Here is an 18,849-nt window from a genome sequence, read left to right as displayed (position 1 = left end):
GGCCTCCGCCGTCCCCCAAGGCCGCACCGCGCGGACGCTGACGCCATCACCGTGACCGACCACCGGGAGTTGCACGTTGAGCATCGCTGACGTCACCACCGCCGTACTGGGCGACATCGCCGTCATCCTGCTCGTCTCCACGCTGCTCGGCGGGCTGGCCAGACGCCTGGGTCAGCCCGCGGTCATCGGGCAGATCCTGACCGGCGTGGTGCTCGGCCCGACTCTGCTGGGCCGGCTCCCGGGGAATCCGACCGGCCGGCTGTTCCCGCCGGACGCCCTGCCGTATCTGTCCGTGCTCGCCCAGGTCGCCATCGTCACCTTCATGTTCGTGGTCGGCTACGAGCTCAACCTCGGGTCCCTGCGCGCGAGCGGCAGGACGACCCTGTCGGTGGCGGCCGTGGCCCTGCTCGTGCCGATGACCCTGGGCGCGGGCATGGTCGAGTTCCTGCCGTCCGTCTTCTCCGCGGTGGGAGAACACGCCGTCGGCTCCCGCTCCTTCGTGCTGTTCATGGCCGTCGCCGTGTCGATCACCGCGCTGCCGGTGCTGGCGGCGATCATCCGGGACACCGGGATCGCCGGGACGCGGGCCGGCGTCGTCGCGCTGTCCGCCGCCGGTCTCATGGACATCGGCGCGTGGACCGCGCTCGCCGCCGCGATGCCGGGCGAGTCGCACGGACTGTCGGTCCCGAAGACCGTCGCGCTGACCGTCGTCCTCGGGCTGGGCGGCGTCCTGGTGGTCCGTCCGCTGCTGAGCCGGTGGATGGACCGGCCCGGCGGCCTGTTCGCCTCCCAGCTGCCCGTGGCGATCATCCTGGCGACGAGCTGCGCCTGGGCCACCTCCCAACTGGGCCTGCACGCGGTCTTCGGCGGCTTCTTGGCCGGGCTGCTCATGCCGCGACACGACGGGGCACCCGACGCCGACGTACTGCGGGCGATGGAAGGAGCCACCGATCTGCTGCTGCCGCTGTTCTTCGTGGTGACCGGGCTCTCCCTGAACCTCGGCACTCTCGACCGGAACAGTGCCCTCGTGCTCCTCCTGCTCCTGCTGATCTCGGTCGCCGGAAAGGTGGTGCCCGGCTATCTGATGAGCCGGCTCAACCGGCTGGAGCGGCGCGAGTCGGCCACCGTCGCGGTCCTGCTGAACACCCGTGGGCTCACCGAGCTGATCGCGCTGAACGTCGGCCTGAGCGCCGGGATCATCCACGGCCGGCTCTTCACCGTCCTGGTGCTGGTGGCCCTGATCACGACGGCCACGACCAGCCCGCTGCTGGCGCTCCTCGCCCGGCCCCGCGGCCCGGTGTCCGCCGCCGGTGAGACGGTCCCGTCCGCCGGCCGCACGGAGACGTGAGAAGGGGCCGGCCCGTTGCCGCGGGCCGGCCCTTCCGTCTGCCGCTAAGCGCCCGCGCCGCGCAACTCGCGTGCCCGCGAGCAGACATTGACCGCGAGCCAGTCCAGCGTCGGGCGCAGCTCGCGCCAGGTCCCGGCCACCCACCCGGCGGCCGACGACCGGCCGGCGGTGGTCCGGTCGCAGCTCCGGCCGATGTCCAGTGTGCGGTGGCGCAGCAGCCGCACCCGCGGGTGGTCGGCCGATACCCCGCGCGGTCTGGTCTGCAGCGCGACCCCGCCCACGGTGTGGCCGAGCCCCTCCAGGCCATCGACGAGCGACTGCAGTTCCGCGCCCTTCTCCTCGGCCACCACCGCGCGGAGGGCGGCCATCTCCTGCGGGGCGCGTGAGTAGTACCGGCCGGTGGCGCGCAGGCCGTCGGCGTCGAGGTGGAGCCAGTAGCCCAGGCCCGGTTCGAGATCCACCAGGGCCCCCTGGTAGGTCTTGTACGGCGACTTGTCGTTGGAGGCCCGGGTGTCCCGCTGGGGCCGCAGCATGCGGATCTCACCGAACTCCGGGGACAGCTGCGCGACCAGGTCCGCCATCGGCTCCCGTACCGCCTGCTCGTATCTGTCGCGGTTGCGGTGCCAGAAGGAGGTCGAGTTGTCCTCGGCGAGCTCCTTGTAGAAGTCGAACGCCTCGTCCGGAATCCCGGTGAAGGCCATGGGGTCATCCTGCTTTCGTGCCGGAGCCGACGGGTCCGCCCACGTCGCCGTGGTGGGCAACAGCCTTGCAGAGCGCGCCGATTGTAGTAGGGAAGAGAGTTCCGGCGGTCGGGTTCGGCCGACTCCGCCGTCCGCCGGGCCCTGTCTCACTTTCCGGCGGTACGGGATCGGACCGCGGCGAGGTAGCCGGGCACGCGGATCGTGCCGCCGTCGGACTCGGGGTCGACGGCATACATCTGCGCGGGTCCCGTGGACAGCCGGCGCCACCGGGCCTGGGGGAAGTGACGGTCCAGGTCCGTCGGGCCGAAGCGGGTCGAGTGGCGCACCCCCGCGGCCTCGAGAGGCCTGACCAGGTGGGCGGCCCGGCCGCGGGCCCCGCCCACATGGCCGAGATAGCCGAACGAGTCGGCGGCGTAGTCGGGTTCGACCATGAGAACACCTCCCTGACCACCCGTGAGCACGGCCGTCGCGGCGGCCGTCGCGGCCCGTTCCTCGTCGCCCAGGATGTGCAGGACGGCGCGGATGAAGACGTTGGCCGGGCCGATCCGCTTGGCCAGTGCCTCGACCGCGTCCAGGTCGCCCGGGTCGAGGACGTCGAAGGACAGGTCGCCGTGCGCCGAACTCTCCGCGCGCGCACGGGCGATGGCGGTGGGCGACACGTCGACCCCGACCACGGTGCGGAACCGGGTGGCCAGCGCCCTGGCATACCGGCCGTTGCCGCAGCCCAGGTCGATGACCGGCAGCTCCGGGTCCAGGTGCCGTGCCGTGGTGTCCAGGAGCCAGCGCATCTCCTCGGCGTCGTCGGCGTCCCACAGCACGTCCCCGCCGCGGCCGGTGGCGTCCACCGACGCCCAGTACCGCTCCCACGCCTCACCGGTGCGCTGCGTGCCGGCGGCCGCCGAGGGACCCGCCGAGGCCACCGCGGGCCGGGTGATCCCGTAGCCGAGGTCGACGGCGTCCCAGCCCTCGCGTGTGGTGAGCCGGCCCAGCAGGTCGAGGAAGGCGGTGAACATCTCGCCGATCAGTCCGTCGGGATAAACCGCCTGGATGTAGTCCCAGTTGAACCGCAGACCCCCGTCCTCGGTCTCGAAGACCTGGAAGTCCAGACTGACCTGGGGCGTCTGGGAGACGCCGTACACCGCGGAGCCGAACGTGGTCTCCCGCGGGTCCGGCGGGTAACCGACCAGGCTGGTCATCACCACCGGCATCGCGGGGGTGAGCGCTCCTCGCAGGCGGGTCAGGGCGCGCAGGACCTGCATACCGGTGAAGTGGCGGTGTTCGAGATCGGCCCAGAGCCGCTGCTGCAGTGTCCGAGCGCGGTCCGCGAACGTCTCCCCGGCGCCGGTGGCCTCCAGGAGCAGCGTCGTGGTCGTGTGACCGATCACCTTGCCGATCTGCGGGTGCAGGGGCAGTCGGCTGAACAACGGGAAGTTGAGGCAGAACGAGGGTTCGGCGGTCCAGGACCGCAGCACCTCGGCGTAGGCGGCGGCGAGCACGCCGGAGCCGGTCACGCCGTGCTCGCCGGCCAGGGCGCTGATCGCCGCCCAGTCCTCGGTGGCGAGGGTACCGCTGTGCCGTTCGATCCGTGTCGGCAACTCGGCCTGGTGCGAGGGGCGTTCGGGCAGTCGGGGTGCGCCGGGAAGCGATTCGAGCCGGTCGAGCCAGTACCACTGGGAGCGCTGATAGACGTCGCTTTCCGGCAGGTTCGCCGCGAGACCGAGTACGTAGTCGCGGAACGTCAGCCGCAGGGGTTCGAGCCCCGCGCCCCGGCCCGCGTACAGCTCGCTCAGCTCGGGCACGATCACCTGGAAGTAGCTCCAGGCGTCGGCGACCAGGAAGTCGAGCACCAGGTGGATCCGGGTCCTGCCGCCGGGGAGCAGGGTCAGCCGCAGGTCGAACAGCGGCCATGTGGCCGCGTCGAGGATGGTGTGCGACAACACTTCTCGCAGGGCGAGCAGTTCCGGCTCGGGGTCCGCTGCGTTTTGCAGGTCGTGGTGCCGGATCACGAAGTCGGGCACCTTGGCCAGCACTTGCTGGGTGCCGTCGGCCAGCACGACGGTGCGCAGCGCGTCGTGGCGCTCGACCAGACTCTGCCAGGCCCGCTCGAACGCGCCGAGGTCGAGGTCGTCCGACTCCCATTCGAAGTATCCGTGGCAGCCGACGTTCCCGAGATCGACCAGGCTGCCGCGGCCGATCCACATCGCCTGCTGTCCGTCGTTCAGCGGGAACGGCTCGCACCGCGCGGCAGGGTCCGGTTCGACCGGCGGCAGGCCGGCGAAGGCGGCCGAGCCCGCCAGACCCGCCTCCACGGCCGCGGACAGCTCGCCCGCGGTCGGGTTGGCGTACAGCTCCGTCATGGACAGTTCGGTGCCGAACCGGCCGCGCAGCTCGTCGATGAGCCGGAAAGCCAGCAGTGAGTGGCCGCCGAGATGGAAGAAGTTGTCGGTCATCGAGATCGTCCGGCCGTCGAAGATCTCGGCCCACAGGCCGGCCATGGCGGCCTCGGTCTCGCTGCGGGCGGGGACGAAGTCGTCGTCGCTCTGCCCCGCCGCGTCGGGGGCGGGCAGCGCGCGCAGGTCCGTCTTACCGTTCGGCAGCCGGGGGATGTCCGGCAGCGTGGTCACCGTCGCCGGGACCATGTAGTACGGCAGCCGTTCACTGAGCCTGGCCTTGAGCGTGGCGCCGTCCAGTCCGGCGACGTCGGCCGCGGTGACGTAGGCGGCCAGTTGCCGGCCGCCCTGGCCGGTCTGGACGGTGGTGACCACTGCCTCGGCCACCTCCGGGCAGTTGACCAGGGCGGTCTCCACCTCACCGAGCTCGACCCGGAAGCCCCGGATCTTCACCTGGGCGTCGGCTCTGCCGAGGATCTCGATCGCACCGTCCGCGCGGTACCGGGCGAGGTCGCCGGTCTCGTACACGAGTCCGTCGCCGGTCACCGGGTCCGGGCGGAACAGCTTCCGGGTCAGCTCGGGCCGGTTGTGGTACCCGGCGGAGAGGCCGGCCCCGCCGATCAGCAGCCGGCCGGTCAGTCCCGGTGGCACCGGACGGTCCAGCGCGTCGAGCACGTAGGCGCGAACATTGGCGATCGGCCGTCCCGCGGGGACCGGATGCGCGGCCTTGACGTGCGGGGCGGTCGCCTGACTGGTCAGGTCGATTCCCGCGCCCAGGTCCAGGCAGGTCAGCGCGTTGGTGCTCTCGGTGGTGCCATAGGTCATGACGACGCGGAACGGCGTGTCCACGGGCGGCCAGCTGTGCACGCGCTCCGCGGTGGTGACCATGATGCGCAGCGCGGCGTCGGCGGGCCAGTCGAGGGCCCAGGCCGGTTCCGCGAGGGCGGCCACCAGCATGGTGTGGGTGATCTTCTCCGCGACCAGCCAGTCCCGCAGTTGCGCCGGGGACAGCGCGTGGCGCGCGGCGGGGACGCACACCGTGGCGCCGAGCGCGAGGTGCGGCATCCACTCCATGATCTGGACGCCGAACCCGGGCGCCGACAGCCAGGAGGCCCGGTCGCCGGGCCGCACCCCGTAGGCGCGGCCGGTCCAGTGCACCAAATTCTCGATCGCGTGCAGGCGTTCCAGGACCGCCTTCGGCTCCCCGGTCGAGCCCGAGGTGTAGATGAGGTGGCTGAGGGGGTCCGCGGCCACCGGGGTGTCCGGGGGCCGGGCGGGCGCGGTCGCGGTGGCCGCGATGTCGAGGACGGGCGGACCCTGCGGAAGGCGGTCGCCGAGCCCGTCGCCCGTGAGGACCGCCGTGGCCGCGCTGTCTCGGAGCATGAACGCGATCCGCGCGTCCGGGACGACCGGGTCGAGGGGGACGATCGCCGCGCCGGCCTTCAGGATGCCGAGGACGGCGAGCACGTAGTCGGCGCCGCGCGGGCAGAACAGCCCGACGTGGTCCCCGGGCTCGACCCCGGCCCGGCGCAGCTCACCGGCGATCTGGTCACCGCGTCGGTCGAGTTCGGCGAAGGAGACGACGCGCTCGCCCTGTTCGACCGCCGGAGCGTCCGGGCGGGTACGCACCTGCTGCGCGATCAGGTCGAGGTAGCCGGTCGACGGCCAGGGGGCGGCGGTGCGGTTCCACTCCTCGGTGATGAGCTTTTGGTCCGCGTCGGTCAGCAGGTCCACCGTGGTCAGCGGCGTGTCCGGGGCGGCCGCCGCCTGCGCGCCGAGCAGCCGCAACTGTCCGGCCAGCCGTCGCAGCGTCGCGAACTCCCACAGCCCGGCGTCACCGGCCACGCCGACGGCGCCGTCCGCGAGCTCCACAGCGAGGTCGCCGGCGCCGCGGTGTTCCCCCGGCCCGCCCGCGATCAGGGCCACCGGGCCGGCCGGCGGCCGGGACGGCTGGAACGCGGGCCCGTCGAGCGCCTTCGCCGTGGCGGAGACCACGTCACCGACCGGCGCTTCCTGGCCCACCGGGATCTCGTACCAGCCGCCCCGGCCGACCAGCCACACCCGGTCGTGTCCGCTCTGCCGGGCGAGGAGGGCGGCCCACACGCCCGACCACCACCGGTGGTCGCGGCCGAGGACGTCACCGGCCGGTGCGACGTGCCAGGGGCGATGCGGCTCGCGCGGCTCGTGGGGCTCGGCCGGCCGGTCCGCGAGCAGCGCCGGCAGCGGTTCTACGGCAGGAGTGGGCATCAGCGGTCGCCTTCCGGGCGTTCGGGGGTGGTGGGCAGGGTGTCCCAGGACCGGAACGACCGGTGCGCGTAGACGAGCGGCGTCCCGGGCACCACGCCGGCCTCGATGACCGTGCCGAACACCATCGTGTGGTCGCCGATCTCGACCGCGCGGCTCACCTCGCACTCGGTGTACGCGCAGACGTCCGCGGTGAGCAACGGCATTCCGGTCCCGGATGTGTGCCAGCCGACCAGCGCGAACCGGTCGGGGACGTCGGTGGAGAACACTCGGGCCGTACGTTCCGCGCCGCCGTGCAGCAGGTTCACCGCGAAGCGTCCCTGCCGCAGAGCGGCGCTCAGCGTCGAACTGGCGGTGCGCAGGCACACCGCCAGCGTCGGCGGTTCGAGACACACGCTGGTCAGCGAGGAACAGGTCATTCCGCGGGGGCCGTCGTCCGCCGGCGCGGTGACCACGGTGACTCCGGCCGGGAGCGAGCCCATGACCCGGCGGAACGTTTCCTCCGTCGCGACGAGCGGTGCCGGGGTGCGGGTCACACCTGCCGCCGCCGTGGCGTCTCCCCGGGGGCGGGCCGCGGCTGGTCCGTCTGGTGCAGTGAGCGCAAGTACTCGTAGGTGGAGGGCAGTTCGGACAGCAGTTGGCGCTGGCGGGTCTTCACGTCGGCGAAGGCCCGTTCGGCCGCGGCGACCGAGTCAGGCCGGTACGAGAGGATCGGCAGCGAGGAGCGCGGCCGGACGCCGAGCCCGGCGAAGATGGAGTAATAGCTGCCGTTGGTCCAGAAGTTGCGGAACTCGGCCTCGAAATTGCCGTAGTAGGTTCCCTCGTCGGTCACCGGGGGATTGACCGGCACTCCGGAGCGGTACATCTCGATCTTCTCCTTGATCTGGTCGGCCAGGGTGAGTTCCTTGGTGGCCAGCCAGAACGGCGTGTCGGTACGCGGGGACAGCGAGAAGTGCGCCTGGAGGAAGTCCCGGGTGTCGTCGAACATGTCGACGATCTCGCGGTTGAACCGGTCCCGCAGCACCGGGTCGACGTTGCGCTCGGGGAAGTGCTTGACCAGCTGGTACAGCGAAGCGGTGATGAAGTAGATGCCCGTCGACTCCAGCGGCTCGACGAAGCACGAGGAGAGGCCGATGCTGACGCAGTTGCCCACCCACGCACGGCGGTTGCGGCCGACCCGGAACTTGATGTGGTTGAGCGGGACCTTCTCGGGGTCCAGGCCCCACAGCCCGCACAGGTCGCGGGCGGCCTCGTCCTTGTCCGCGAACTTGTCGCAGTACACGTAACCGGTCCCGAACCGGCCCGGCATCGGGATCTTCCACGTCCACCCGGCCGGCATCGCGATCGAGGAGGTGTAGGGCTCGATCCCGTTCGCCTCGTCGTCGTGCGGTACCTGGGTGGCGACCGCGCTGTTGTTCAGCAGGTGGTCGCTCATGTCGATGAAGGGCTCGCCGAGCGTCTTGTTGATCAGCAGACCGCGCAAGCCGCTGCAGTCGACGAAGAGGTCGCCTCCGATCACCTCGCCGGATTCCAGCGTGATCGACTCGATGTACCCGCGTGAGTCGGCCTGGGCGTCCGAGACGGTGCCCTCGATGTGCCGCACGCCCTGCTTGACGGTGGCGAAGTCACGGAGGAAGGCGGCCACGAGGGCGGCGTCGAAGTGCCAGGCGTAGTTCGTGCAGCGGGTGCCGTCGAGGAACCGGGGCGAGCGCTTCGCGTCCATCAGCGGCGGTTCGACGAAGCTCGCGTAGTCGAAGGGCTCACTGGTCGCGCCGGACAGTTGCTTGCGCGTCCAGTAGTGCGACAGCGGTACCCCGTCGGGGGAGGGGAGCAGACCGAACGGATGGTAGAAGTGGTCCGACCCGTTGGCGTCCTGCCTGCTGACCGGTTCGCCCGGTCCGGGCGTGCGCCAGTTGGTGAACTTGACCGCCATCTTGAAACCGGCGTTGCACTTGCTCATCCACTCTTCTTCGGGCAGCCCGAGGTAGTCGAAGAAGACCCGCTGGAGGTTGGGCACCGTCGCCTCACCGACGCCGATGCGCGGGATGGCCGGTGCCTCGACGACGCTGATGGCCGCCTGGCCGGACAACGCCTTCCCTAGGTAGGAAGCGGCCATCCAGCCGGCGGTGCCGCCGCCCAGGATAATGATGTTGCGGATGGGCTCCCCCATGGTGACCTCCGTCAGATGATTGTCCTCGCGGCATCGTCGGCGCAGGCGATTACCCGCTGGTTACGCACGTGGGTGGAGCCGGAGCGGGAGCGCGCTGACTCCCCAGGTGAAGTTGGACGGCGTGAACGAGGGCGTGCCGAGCAGTTCCACCTGCCCGACGAGCTCGGCCAGCCGGCCGAACAGGGCGCCGAGTTCACAGCGCGCCATCCGCGCGCCCAGGCACAAATGCCTGCCGTGCCCGAACGCCAGGTGCCGGTTGGGACTGCGGTCGACGAGGAACCGGTCCGGCTCGTCGAAGACCTCCTCGTCCCGGTTGGCGGACGCGTTCCACAGCGTGACCCGCTCTCCGGGCCGCAGCCGCTGCCCGGCCACCTCCGTCGGGCGCAGAACGGTGCGCATCGCGTGCACCCCCGGCGAGGTCCAGCGCAGCGCCTCCTCGACGGCCGCGGGGAGTTCGGACGCCCCCAGAGCGCGCAGCCGCTCCCATTGCCCGGGGAACTTCGAGAAGGCGAGGAGCGCACCGGCGGCGACATAGCGGGTGGTCTCGTTGGCGCCGGAGAGCACCCCGTTGCAGTTGAAGATGATCTCCTCGTCGGTCAGCGGGCGGCCGCCGTCGCTCTCCACCCTGCCGTGCGCCGCGACCCAGCTCACGAAGTCGTCGCCCGGCCGAGCCCTGCGCGTCGCGAGGAGATCGGCGAAGTACAGGAAGATCTCAGTGTTGGCTTGCTTGCCCGACGCGTCGTCGAACGCCTCGGTGGTGACCATGCCGACCCAGTCCCAGTCCGCCCGGGGCAGATCCATCAAGGCGCACACCACGTGATTCGGCAGCCGCTTGGCCACCTCGATGAAGTCCAGTGGCCGGTCGAGGATGTCGTCGGTCACCAGTTCGTCCACCACCTGCCGTACGAGCCTTTCGACGCGGGGCATCCGGGCAGGCCCGAACCACTCCATCAGCGTCCGCTTGACGGCGGTGTGCTGCGGCGGATCGGAGACGATCAGCATGCGCTGGGCGACCGCCGCCACGGCGGCCACGTCGCTGCCTATCCGCATGCCGAAGCGGGAACCGAAATGGGTGGAGTCCGCGTACACGTCGGTGATGTCACGGTGCTTCGTGAGCACCCAGAACGGCGCGCCACCGCCCTCGTGCCGGTACACCGGTGCATGCGCGCGCAGCCAGGCCAGGGTGTCCCAGAAATCGTCGCGCGCGAAGGGACCGGGATCGAGCAGGTCGATCACCGGCGATGCCTGAGAGGTCACGAGGGCTCCTCCTCGGCGAGATCGGACAGGACTTCGGACAGCTGCCCGAGCAGCGCGAGCGGGTCCTCACGGCTGATCCGGTGTCCGCCGTCGAAGTCGTGGCGGCGCAGCGGTCGGATGGTCACTTCGCGCCAGTCATCGAGCTGCGCGGGGGTGACCTTCTCGTCGTGGACGGCGCCCCACGCGTACACGGGACAGCGCAGCGGCTCCGCGTCCGGCGGGATCCGGAAGGTCGTCGACAGCACCGCGTCGCGCCGCAGCACCTCGGCGGTGATCTCCCGCATCTCGTCGACGAGCTCCGACGGCAGGGAGGAGCCTTCGACGCTCGCGTACGCCAGTTGTTCGACGTCGTCATCGTCCAGTCCGCCCTGCCGCGTCCAATGGACCGGCGCCCGGCAGACGCAGACCACGAGTGCGGCCGGGCCGACGGCCCGGGCCACCTCGTACGCGAGCAGTCCGCCGAAACTGTCCCCGAAGACGACCAGCGGCCTGCCGAGGAGTCCGATGTCCGCCAGTTCCGCGACCACGGTCTCGACCACCTCGGCGATGTCGGACGGCGCCGGATCACCCCACCGGTCCTCCCGGCCGGGCAGCTGCACGGCACACACGGTGGCGCGGGAGCCGAGCCGGAGCTGCCAGTTCTGGAACTGGAGGGCGCCGGCCCCGGCCTGCGGCAGGCAGAGCAGCACGGGCCGGGCCGTCGGCACGTCATTCGTCCAGGTGCGCAGATAGGTCATGACGCCGCCGCGGATTCTTCCAGCCGGGTGCGGACGAGATCCGCGCAGCTCCGGATGGTGGGGTTGCCCAGCAGATCGCGCATCGACAGGGACACGCCGGTCTCCCGGCGCAGCGTGGTGATCATCTCGGCGGCCAGCAAGGAGTGCCCGCCCGAGGCGAAGAAGTTGGCGTCCGCGTCGGTCACCGACTGCTCGAGGACCGAGTTCCAGACCTTCGTCACGGTGCCGAGCAGGGTGTCCGTGATCTGCGGCGGGTGCGGCCCGGCGCCGTCCGCGGCCGCGTGCGCCGTGGCGAGCGCGGACCGGTCGGTCTTGCCGTTCGGGGTCAGCGGCAGTTTCTCCAGACACCGGATGCCGCTCGGCACCTGGTGCGCGGGGAGTGCCGCGGCGAGCCGGTCCCGCAGCGCGCCGTCCCCCGGATAGCCCTCGGCGGTCACCACCGTGAGACCGATGGTCCGGTCCCCCGGAAGCAGGTAGGCGACGGCCTGTGCCACGCCGGGGCCGATGGCCCGGCGTTCGATCTCGGTGAGTTCCACGCGGAATCCGCGCACCTTGACCTGGGCGTCGTTCCGGCCGCAGAACTCCAGCAGGCCGTCGCTCCGGCGCCGGACGAGGTCCCCGGTGCCGTAGACGCGCCCGAGTTCGGGGTCGGTCACGAAGTGCCGTGCCGTCAGCTCGGGTTCGTTGCGGTAGCCGAGGGCGACCCCGGGGCCGCCGATGTACAGCTCGCCCTGTGTGCCGTCGGGCACCGGCCGGCCCTCGGGGCCGAGCACATGGACGGTGTAGCCGGGGATCGCCGTGCCGATCGTGTCCAGGTCGTCGCCCCGGGCGCTGTCCGCCCAGGTGGCGGCGATGGTGGCCTCGGTCGGACCGTAGACGTTGAGTATGCGGCGACCGGTCCCGTGCCGCTTCGTCAGGTCCGGGGGGCAGGGCTCGCCGGCCACCACGATCGCCTCGGCGCTGTCCACACCCGCCTCGCAGGCGGCCAGCAACGACGGGGTCAGGCACACCACCCGGGGGGCGAGGGCGGCGATCGCGCCGGCGGGCCCGTCGGCCGCCGACCGCGCGAGGTCCACGATACCGAGGGCGTTACCGAACACCAGGTACAGCAGGGTGCACCACAGCCAGCCGTCGAACGCGGGCGACACCGCGTTGATGCCGTTGCCCCCACTCGGCATCCCGAGGGTCTCGATCGCGTCGAGGAACGCCTCCAGGTTCGCGAACGAGACATCGACTCCCTTCGGCCTGCCGCTGCTGCCGGAGGTGTGGATCACGTAGGCGACATCATCGGGGCGGACCGGCCCGGCATCCGCCGCGAGGGCGTCGACGGCCGCACCGGGCTCCTCGAACAGGTCCGAGGTCGTCAGCACGGGAATGCCATGTCCGAGTACCTCGGACGTCAGTTCGGCCGCGATGATCCACTCGGCACCGGAGTTGACGACGATCTCGCTGATGTGAGCCGCCGGATGCCGCTCGTCGAGGAGCACCGCGGTCGCCCCGAGCGCCCATACGGACATGAGAGCGGTGACCGCGTGCCGGTCCCGTCCGGTGGTGAGCGCCACCGCGGTGCCGCGCTCGATCCCGTGCACGCGCAGCACTCGCGTCGCCGTGGCGACGGACGCGGCGAGTTCGGTCCAGCTGAGGCCGGCGTCGGACGTCAGGACCGCGGGCTCGTCGGGGCGCTCAGCGGCGTGCCGGTCCAGGTGACCGAGCAGGCGGGCGACGACGGCCGGTGGGGTCGTGGTCGGAGAAGTCGCAGTCATGCGCTGGCCCTTCCTTCCACCGGCCACGCATCGCGGGGGCCCGGCATGAAGGGCCGGCCGAGGCCGTTCAGGGCCTGCTGGAGAGCCTGCCGGGTCTGAACGGACGGTTCGACGCCGATGAGGCGACGCAGCCGACGCTCGCACAACTGGTACCAGCGCAACGCCTGCTCCGGCTGGCCGAGCAGGCCCGCGACGCCGATCAGGGCCTGGTAGGTGGGCTCGTGGAGGGCGTCTATCTGCAGCGTGCGCTGACCGAGCGCGACGACCGCCTCGGCGTCGCCGCGCTTCATCGCGTTCTCGCGCAGGACATCGAGGACGCCCAGTGCCAGCGACCGGTAGTACTCCCGCGTCTCGGCGATCCAGTCCTCGTCCTGACCGGCGAGAAAATCACCCTGGTAGAGGGCTAACGCCCGTGTCAGGCTCCGCGTGGCCTGATCGGGGCGGCCGTGGGAGCGGTGCTGCATTCCCTCGTGGACACATTCCCGGAACTCCTCGATGTCGCACCAGGTGTCAGCGGCGTCCAGCAGATAGCCGCCGTCCCGGTGCAGCAGCAGGATGGGCGATCCGGAGTCCTCCGGTTGCTTGCCGGCACCGAGCGTGCTGCGCGCTCCACAGCACGCGACCTTCAGCGAACTGGAGGAGGCGCGCCACTCGGCCTCCGGCCAGAGAGCATCCCGCAGCTGGTCACGGGTCATCACCCGGTTCCGGTGCAGCATCAGGTACTGGAAGAGACTGCGTGACTTGCCGGCCCTCCACCGCGCGACCGGTACCCCGCCCACCGAGGTGGTGAACCGCCCGAAGAAGCACACCGACAGGTATGCGGGCGGGGCGTCAGGCACATCCGCAAGCGTCGGCGTGACGATCATCCCTCTCACTCCTTTCGCGGCGCTCGGAGTTCGCCATGGTTGGCCGCGAGCGCACGTTGGGCTCTTGTGGGCGACACCCTTCGACGGCGTGATGCGGGCCATCGCCATGCTGTCGGCAGTTGCGGAGGAACTTGTCGTTCCTCATACGCCGATGACGTGTTCCACGTGGGTGCGACCGAGAAGCGGGCCCGCCATCGGCATCGTTCGATGAGGGACCTCACCGGGGGTGATGCAGTCACGTGCGTGGACAGCGAGTCGGACATGGTTGAGCGGGTACTCCAGTACTCAACCCCGCCTCATGTCACCCCGTCCAGACGATTTGGCGAAATAGTGATCGTAAGTACTTATCGCGGACGGCGTGACAGATTATGGCCGTCGCTCGGCTGGAGAGGGCAGGTAGCGCGACAGCTCAACTCGGTCGAGTTCTCCGGCGCACCGCGCGCAACAGTGGAGGACGCAGCCACCCTGAAGTGCCGGCGAATCCTGCGGAAGCTCCGCTCATGCTGACCCATGATCAGCCAGCAAGATCATCTTTCATGTGTGTTGCACGAGGTGCTGAGAAACAACAGTGATCGTGGAGGGGCGTGAAGGGGGGTATCCACAGGTCGGATGGCATGTCGAAGTGTCGGGCCCCTTTGTCTCCAAGGGGCCCGACATCGCGCCGATCAGATGTCCCGGAAGAGACCCGTGAACGCGGGGACCTGCTGCAATGAGTGGCTGAGGACGGCTGACCTGCGCGAATGCCCTTTCAGCTGTTTCACGTTCGTGCCCGTTGATGGGGTCGGAAGTCCCAGAAAAGTCCCAGAGGACTCCTACTGCTCCCGGGCGCCTTTCGGCTCAAATAGCAGTAGGGGTTCGTCGAACGCCCTCGTTTCCAGCGCGGGCAGTGGGGCCTAGATGTCGAGGGACTGGCCTTCGGCCGATACCTTGCGGGATGGTGAGGTCCTGATGATCGACGACGACTGTGCGGTCGCTGATGGCAGTGAGCCGGCAGCGCCCGCCAACCCTCGGACGCCCTACAGCGAGAGGCCCGTCGCACGAGCCCGGCGGGCGAAGGCTCATGAGCTGATCGAGCGGCTCGTCGCCGGGGGCCGCGTTCGGATCACCGACCCTGATGACGACGAGGTCGCGGAGTGGCGGCGCGTCGTCAACTACGCGAAACGGCACGGCCTGGAACCAGCGGGCAAGCGCATTGAGGTACAAGTGGCCGACGAGGCCAGGACGTACCCGTCGCGGCCTTATCGGCGATCACTGGGCATCCTTGGCGCGGGCCTTGTATGCGATGTCCTCACCAAGAGGCGATGTGACGTTCGAGGGGTAGGGTGCTCTGGTTTGTCATCCTTCTGATGGGTGTCAGGTGGCCAGTTGTGCTGGTCCTGACCCTGACCCCGACGCCGTAGACCGGGGCACATTTCTGAGGGCTCGTCACCGCCATATGGACTTCAGCTGCCACGCCTGCATGTGGTCGATGGTGGCGGTGCCGCCCTCGGCGAAGGCATTGATGCCGGTGCTGGAGGGGTCGGGGAAGATCTGGTCGGTGAGGGTGACCTGTTCGCCGCGTGTGTTCTGGGCGTAGACCTCGACGGAGGAGGCGTCGACGAGGACGTGCAGGCTCAGTTGGCCGCCGTGCAGGTCGAGGGGAGCGCGCTGGATGCCGGAGAAGGTGGGGTCGAAGTCGGTGGCGCCGGAGGCGGTGCGGTCGATGTAGACCTCGCCGGTGGCGGTGTCGTAGCCGATGCGGGTGCGCTGCCCGCCGCCGGTGCGGACGTCCAGGCCGAAGCGGTCGGCGGTGCCGGCGGTGAGGTCGGCCTGGAGTTCCTGGGTGCTGCTGTGCACCGCGAGCGGGGCGGTGGTGTTCGTGACGCGTGTGCTGGGCACCTTGGTGCCGGCGCCGCGCAGGGTGGTCAGTTCGCGGACCGGCTGCTGGATCAGCTGGACCCTGCCGTTCACGGTCTTAAGGGAGAGCTGGCGGGGGAAAGAGTCGGCGCTGCGCCACGGGCTGGTGGGGATGGCCTGCCCGTAGTTCCAGTTGTTCATCCAGGCGGTCATGACGCGGCGGCCGCCGGGTGCGTCGGTCCATGTGTTGGCGGCGTAGAAGTCCGCGCCGTAGTCGAGCCAGTGGGCGCGCTGGGTGGTGTTCAGGGCGGGCTTGTCGGCGGTGGTGAACTGGTCGGCGAGGACGTGTCCCCAGCCGCCGGGGTTGGCGTCGACGATCTGGATCTGGACCTTCTTGCCCTTGTAGGCGGTGGTGTTGAAGGAGGCCCAGTCGAGGTTCTCGGAGTCGGCGCCGGTGGCGTTCTGGACGACCTTGCCGTCGACGAGCAGGTTGACGCCGGTCTCGATGGAGGGGGGCTTCGCCTGGGTGTCGGAGAGGACGACCTGGTCGAGGTTGAGGTGGCCCCAGCCTCCCGCGTTGTCGTCCACGACCTTGATCTGGGCCTGCTTGCCCTGCAGGTCGGACAGGTCCCAGGAAGACCAGTTCAGGGCTTCGCCGTTGGATCCGGTGGCGGAGCGCACCACCTTGCCGTCCACGATGAGCTCCACCGCGGTGGGGGCGTCGGAGCTCGCGGGGTGGTAGCCGCCGCCGATGAGGAAGTCCAGGTACCTCTTGTCGATGGTGAACGTCGGGGAGGTGAGGGTGCCGGTGCTGGCGTCGCCGCCCAGGAAGCTGTTGGCCAGGCCGTTGCCGAGGTAGCCGGAGACCTGCTGCTGGTCTCCGATGGCGCCCTGGGCCGGTCCGGTGCCGAAGGCGTCGCTGGTGGTGGTCCAGTCGCCGATGGGGCTGGTGTAGGTGCTGCCCTCGAAGTCGGCGAGGGTTTCACCGGTGGGTGTCGGCTCGTCGCCCAGGACGGAGTCGGGGTTGTACGGGTGGTTGCCGCCGCCGACCTTGAAGTTGATGTAGTTGCTGGTCACCGTGAACTCGGCCGAGGTCAGCGTGCCGGTGGAGGCGTCCCCGCCGTGGAAGCTGTTGGCGAAAGCCTTGCCCTCGATGCCGGTGACCTGTGACTGCCAGTCCACCGCCCCGGTCGCCGGCGCGCTGCCGAACGCGTCACCGGTGGCTGTCCAGTCGCCGAACGAGCCCGACTCGAAGTCCTGCATGACGGTGCCGCTCGGCGGGGTGTAGCTGCCGTCGTCGTCGGAGGTGAACTTCTTGCCGTTGAAGTCGCCGACGAAGTACTGGGCGCCGGAGCCGCCCGCGATGCCGCCGGGGTTGAGGTTGACGGCGAGTACCCACTTGGTCTTCTTCGGATCGCCGTCGACCGGCAGCGGGAACAGGTCCGGGCACTCCCACACCCCGCCGGTGGCGCCGGCCGGGCCGAAGTCACTCTGGTGGGTCCAGTGCTTGAGGTCGGCCGAGCTGTAGAAGGCGATCTTGTGCTGGTCGGCGAGGGAGACCGCCATCAGCCAGCGCTGCGTGGGGGCATACCAGAAGACCTTGGGGTCACGGAAGTTGTTCGAGCCGATGTCGAGCACCGGGTTGTCGTCGTACTTGGTCCAGGTGGTGCCGCCGTCGGTGCTGTAGGCAAGGGCCTGCTGCTGCTTGCCGGAAGCCTTCTGCGCGCTGGTGTAGACGGCGACGAGCGGAGGGTTCTTCTTGGTCCCGAAGCCGGTGGAGTTGTTCCTGTCCAGCACCACGCTGCCGGAGAAGATCATCTCCTGGTCGTCCTGCGGGATGGCCACCGGCAGCTGCTTCCAGTGCACGAGGTCAGTGCTGACCGCGTGGCCCCAGGACATGTTGCCCCAGCTGTTGCCGGACGGGTTGTACTGGAAGAACAGGTGGTACCGGCCCTTGTAGTAGATGAGGCCGTTGGGGTCGTTCATCCAGTTCTGGGCCGGGGTGAAGTGAAACTGGGGGCGGTACTGCTCGTGGTAGAGCGTGTCGGCCATGGCGGGAGAGGCCGCGACCAGGCCGAGCCCGGACAGGACGGCCAGCGCGGGCAGGAGTCTGCGGCGCGGACGGATGGTGCTGGACATGGCGGCTCCTTGCAGGCGGGCGGGCTTCGGCTCAGCCATAGGGGGACTGACGCGTGACGAGTCGCGCGTGACGGGTGCGGGTTACGGGCGGCGGCTCCGCCGTGGCCTGATCCAAGGCCAAGGGCGAGCCGGCTGTGGGGGCAGCACGGCACCGGCAGCTCCAGCCAGGGCTGGAAACGTTTCGCCGAACGTACGGGGACCATGTCGCCGAAGTCCAGACCCTGTGCAGAAAAACTCCCGAATGCGAGGATCGAGACGGCTGCACGCTGCCATCGACTCCGGGAGAAAACGTTGCCCAGCCAGCACAACGACTCAGGTCGGCGACCGGCGACCATCCGCGACGTCGCGACTGCGGCCGGGGTAGGCATCGCCACCGTCTCGCGGGTCGTCAACGGCAAGCCCGTCACCCCTGACCTGGCGGAACGGGTGACGCGCGCCGCCGAGCAGCTCGGCTACCGCCAGGATCTGACGGCCAGCAGCCTGCGACGGGCCGACCGCCGCACCCACACCCTCGGCCTGGTCCTGGAGGACGCGGCCAACCCCTTCTCCGCCGCGCTGCACCGCGCGGTGGAGGACGCTGCCGCCGAGCACGGCATGTTGCTCCTGGCCGGGTCCACCGACGAGGACCCGGTCAGGGAACGCGGCCTGCTGAAGACCTTCACCGCCCGCCGGGTCGACGGCCTCATCGTGGTGCCCACCGGACAGAACGACACCGACCTCGACGCGGCCCGACGCGCTGGCACACCCGTCGTCTGCGTGGACCGCCGCACCACAGCGCCGCAGGTGGACACCGTGACGGTGGACAACCGCGCGGGAGTGCGGGCAGCGGTGAAAAGGCTGCACGAGGCAGGTCACCGGCGCATCGCCTTCCTCGGGGACCTCCGCTCGATCTGGACCGCCGAAGAGCGCTACGCCGGGTTCGTGGACGGGCTGGCCGAGGTGGGATGTGTCCTGCACCCCTCTCTGGTGAGGCGTGGCCTGCACGGTGCGGAAGCCGCCCAGGAAGCCACCCGTGAACTCCTGGCCCTCGCCCACGCCCCCACGGCACTCGTCTCCGGACAGAACCTCCTGACCGTCGGGGCCCGCATGACCCTGCAGGAGCGCGGGCTGCAGCACCGCGTAGCGCTGGTCGGCTTCGACGACCTGTCCCTCGCCGACCTGCTCGAACCCGGTATCTCGGTGATCGCCCAGGATCATTCCGCCATCGGCCGGGAGGCCGCCGGCCTGCTGTTCGACCGAATCGAGGGCGAGACCGGGCCCGCCCGTCACAGCGTGCTGCCCACCCGCTACCTCGCCCGCGGCTCCGGCGAACTCCCTGCTCCCGAGGACGGCTGACGACTTCCCCGTGAACGAGTTGTTTCCGGTGTGTTGACGGGTCGGGCCTCCCGGTGCTTCACT

Annotated in this window: 12 protein-coding genes and 1 pseudogene; 3 read left to right on the top strand and 10 right to left on the bottom strand. The window is 70.3% G+C overall.

The window, feature by feature from the left end; genetic code table 11:
- Positions 1-76: 76 nt before the first annotated feature.
- A complete protein-coding gene (locus ABZT02_RS04945) occupies positions 77-1,348 on the top strand; it encodes a cation:proton antiporter (protein ID WP_356014259.1) in 1,272 nt (423 codons plus the stop codon).
- Between the two features lie 44 nt (positions 1,349-1,392).
- Here the strand turns inward: ABZT02_RS04945 and ABZT02_RS04940 are convergent, their stop codons facing one another.
- The 9 genes and pseudogenes from ABZT02_RS04940 to ABZT02_RS04900 all read right to left on the bottom strand — a co-directional run.
- On the bottom strand, positions 1,393-2,049 hold the full coding sequence (locus ABZT02_RS04940) for a DUF2461 domain-containing protein (protein WP_356014258.1): 657 nt from the start codon (positions 2,047-2,049) through the stop codon (positions 1,393-1,395).
- 146 nt (positions 2,050-2,195) lie between these two features.
- Complete coding sequence (locus tag ABZT02_RS04935; RefSeq protein WP_356014256.1) at positions 2,196-6,686, bottom strand: amino acid adenylation domain-containing protein; 4,491 nt, start codon at positions 6,684-6,686, stop codon at positions 2,196-2,198.
- Positions 6,686-7,219, bottom strand: coding sequence for a flavin reductase family protein (locus ABZT02_RS04930; protein ID WP_356014254.1), 534 nt, complete (start codon positions 7,217-7,219; stop codon positions 6,686-6,688). The genes ABZT02_RS04935 and ABZT02_RS04930 overlap by 1 nt, the downstream gene beginning before the upstream one ends.
- Positions 7,216-8,853, bottom strand: a complete 1,638-nt coding sequence (locus ABZT02_RS04925; RefSeq protein ID WP_356014253.1) for a tryptophan halogenase family protein — start codon at positions 8,851-8,853, stop codon at positions 7,216-7,218. Before ABZT02_RS04925 ends, ABZT02_RS04930 begins: the two co-directional genes overlap by 4 nt.
- 60 nt (positions 8,854-8,913) lie before the next feature.
- Positions 8,914-10,110 (bottom strand): cytochrome P450, encoded by a 1,197-nt coding sequence (locus ABZT02_RS04920; protein WP_356014251.1) that lies wholly within the window; start codon positions 10,108-10,110, stop codon positions 8,914-8,916.
- Positions 10,107-10,847: an alpha/beta fold hydrolase gene (locus ABZT02_RS04915; RefSeq protein WP_356014248.1), complete on the bottom strand. Its 741-nt coding sequence runs from the start codon at positions 10,845-10,847 to the stop codon at positions 10,107-10,109. Before ABZT02_RS04915 ends, ABZT02_RS04920 begins: the two co-directional genes overlap by 4 nt.
- Complete coding sequence (locus tag ABZT02_RS04910; RefSeq protein WP_356014246.1) at positions 10,844-12,610, bottom strand: non-ribosomal peptide synthetase; 1,767 nt, start codon at positions 12,608-12,610, stop codon at positions 10,844-10,846. The genes ABZT02_RS04915 and ABZT02_RS04910 overlap by 4 nt, the downstream gene beginning before the upstream one ends.
- On the bottom strand, positions 12,607-13,476 hold the full coding sequence (locus ABZT02_RS04905; RefSeq protein ID WP_356014244.1) for a BTAD domain-containing putative transcriptional regulator: 870 nt from the start codon (positions 13,474-13,476) through the stop codon (positions 12,607-12,609). The genes ABZT02_RS04910 and ABZT02_RS04905 overlap by 4 nt, the downstream gene beginning before the upstream one ends.
- Positions 13,477-13,555: 79 nt before the next feature.
- A pseudogene (locus ABZT02_RS04900) lies at positions 13,556-13,641 on the bottom strand (IS5/IS1182 family transposase); the annotation flags it as partial.
- A gap of 783 nt (positions 13,642-14,424) precedes the next feature.
- On the opposite strand from ABZT02_RS04900, the gene ABZT02_RS04895 reads away from it, so the two are divergent.
- Entirely contained in the window at positions 14,425-14,823 is a 399-nt protein-coding gene (locus ABZT02_RS04895; RefSeq protein ID WP_356014241.1) for a hypothetical protein, read from the top strand.
- A 78-nt stretch (positions 14,824-14,901) separates the two neighbouring features.
- Here ABZT02_RS04895 and ABZT02_RS04890 read toward each other — a convergent pair whose 3' ends face one another.
- Complete coding sequence (locus ABZT02_RS04890; protein WP_356014239.1) at positions 14,902-17,451, bottom strand: GH32 C-terminal domain-containing protein; 2,550 nt, start codon at positions 17,449-17,451, stop codon at positions 14,902-14,904.
- Positions 17,452-17,742: 291 nt separating this feature from the next.
- On the opposite strand from ABZT02_RS04890, the gene ABZT02_RS04885 reads away from it, so the two are divergent.
- Complete coding sequence (locus ABZT02_RS04885; RefSeq protein WP_356014237.1) at positions 17,743-18,786, top strand: LacI family DNA-binding transcriptional regulator; 1,044 nt, start codon at positions 17,743-17,745, stop codon at positions 18,784-18,786.
- Positions 18,787-18,849: the final 63 nt, after the last annotated feature.

The sequence above is a fragment of the Streptomyces sp. NPDC005402 genome (assembly GCF_040606575.1).
Taxonomy (GTDB): Bacteria; Actinomycetota; Actinomycetes; order Streptomycetales; family Streptomycetaceae; genus Streptomyces.
Note: the sequence above shows the minus strand (reverse complement) of the source record. Positions and strands in the feature narration are given on the sequence as shown.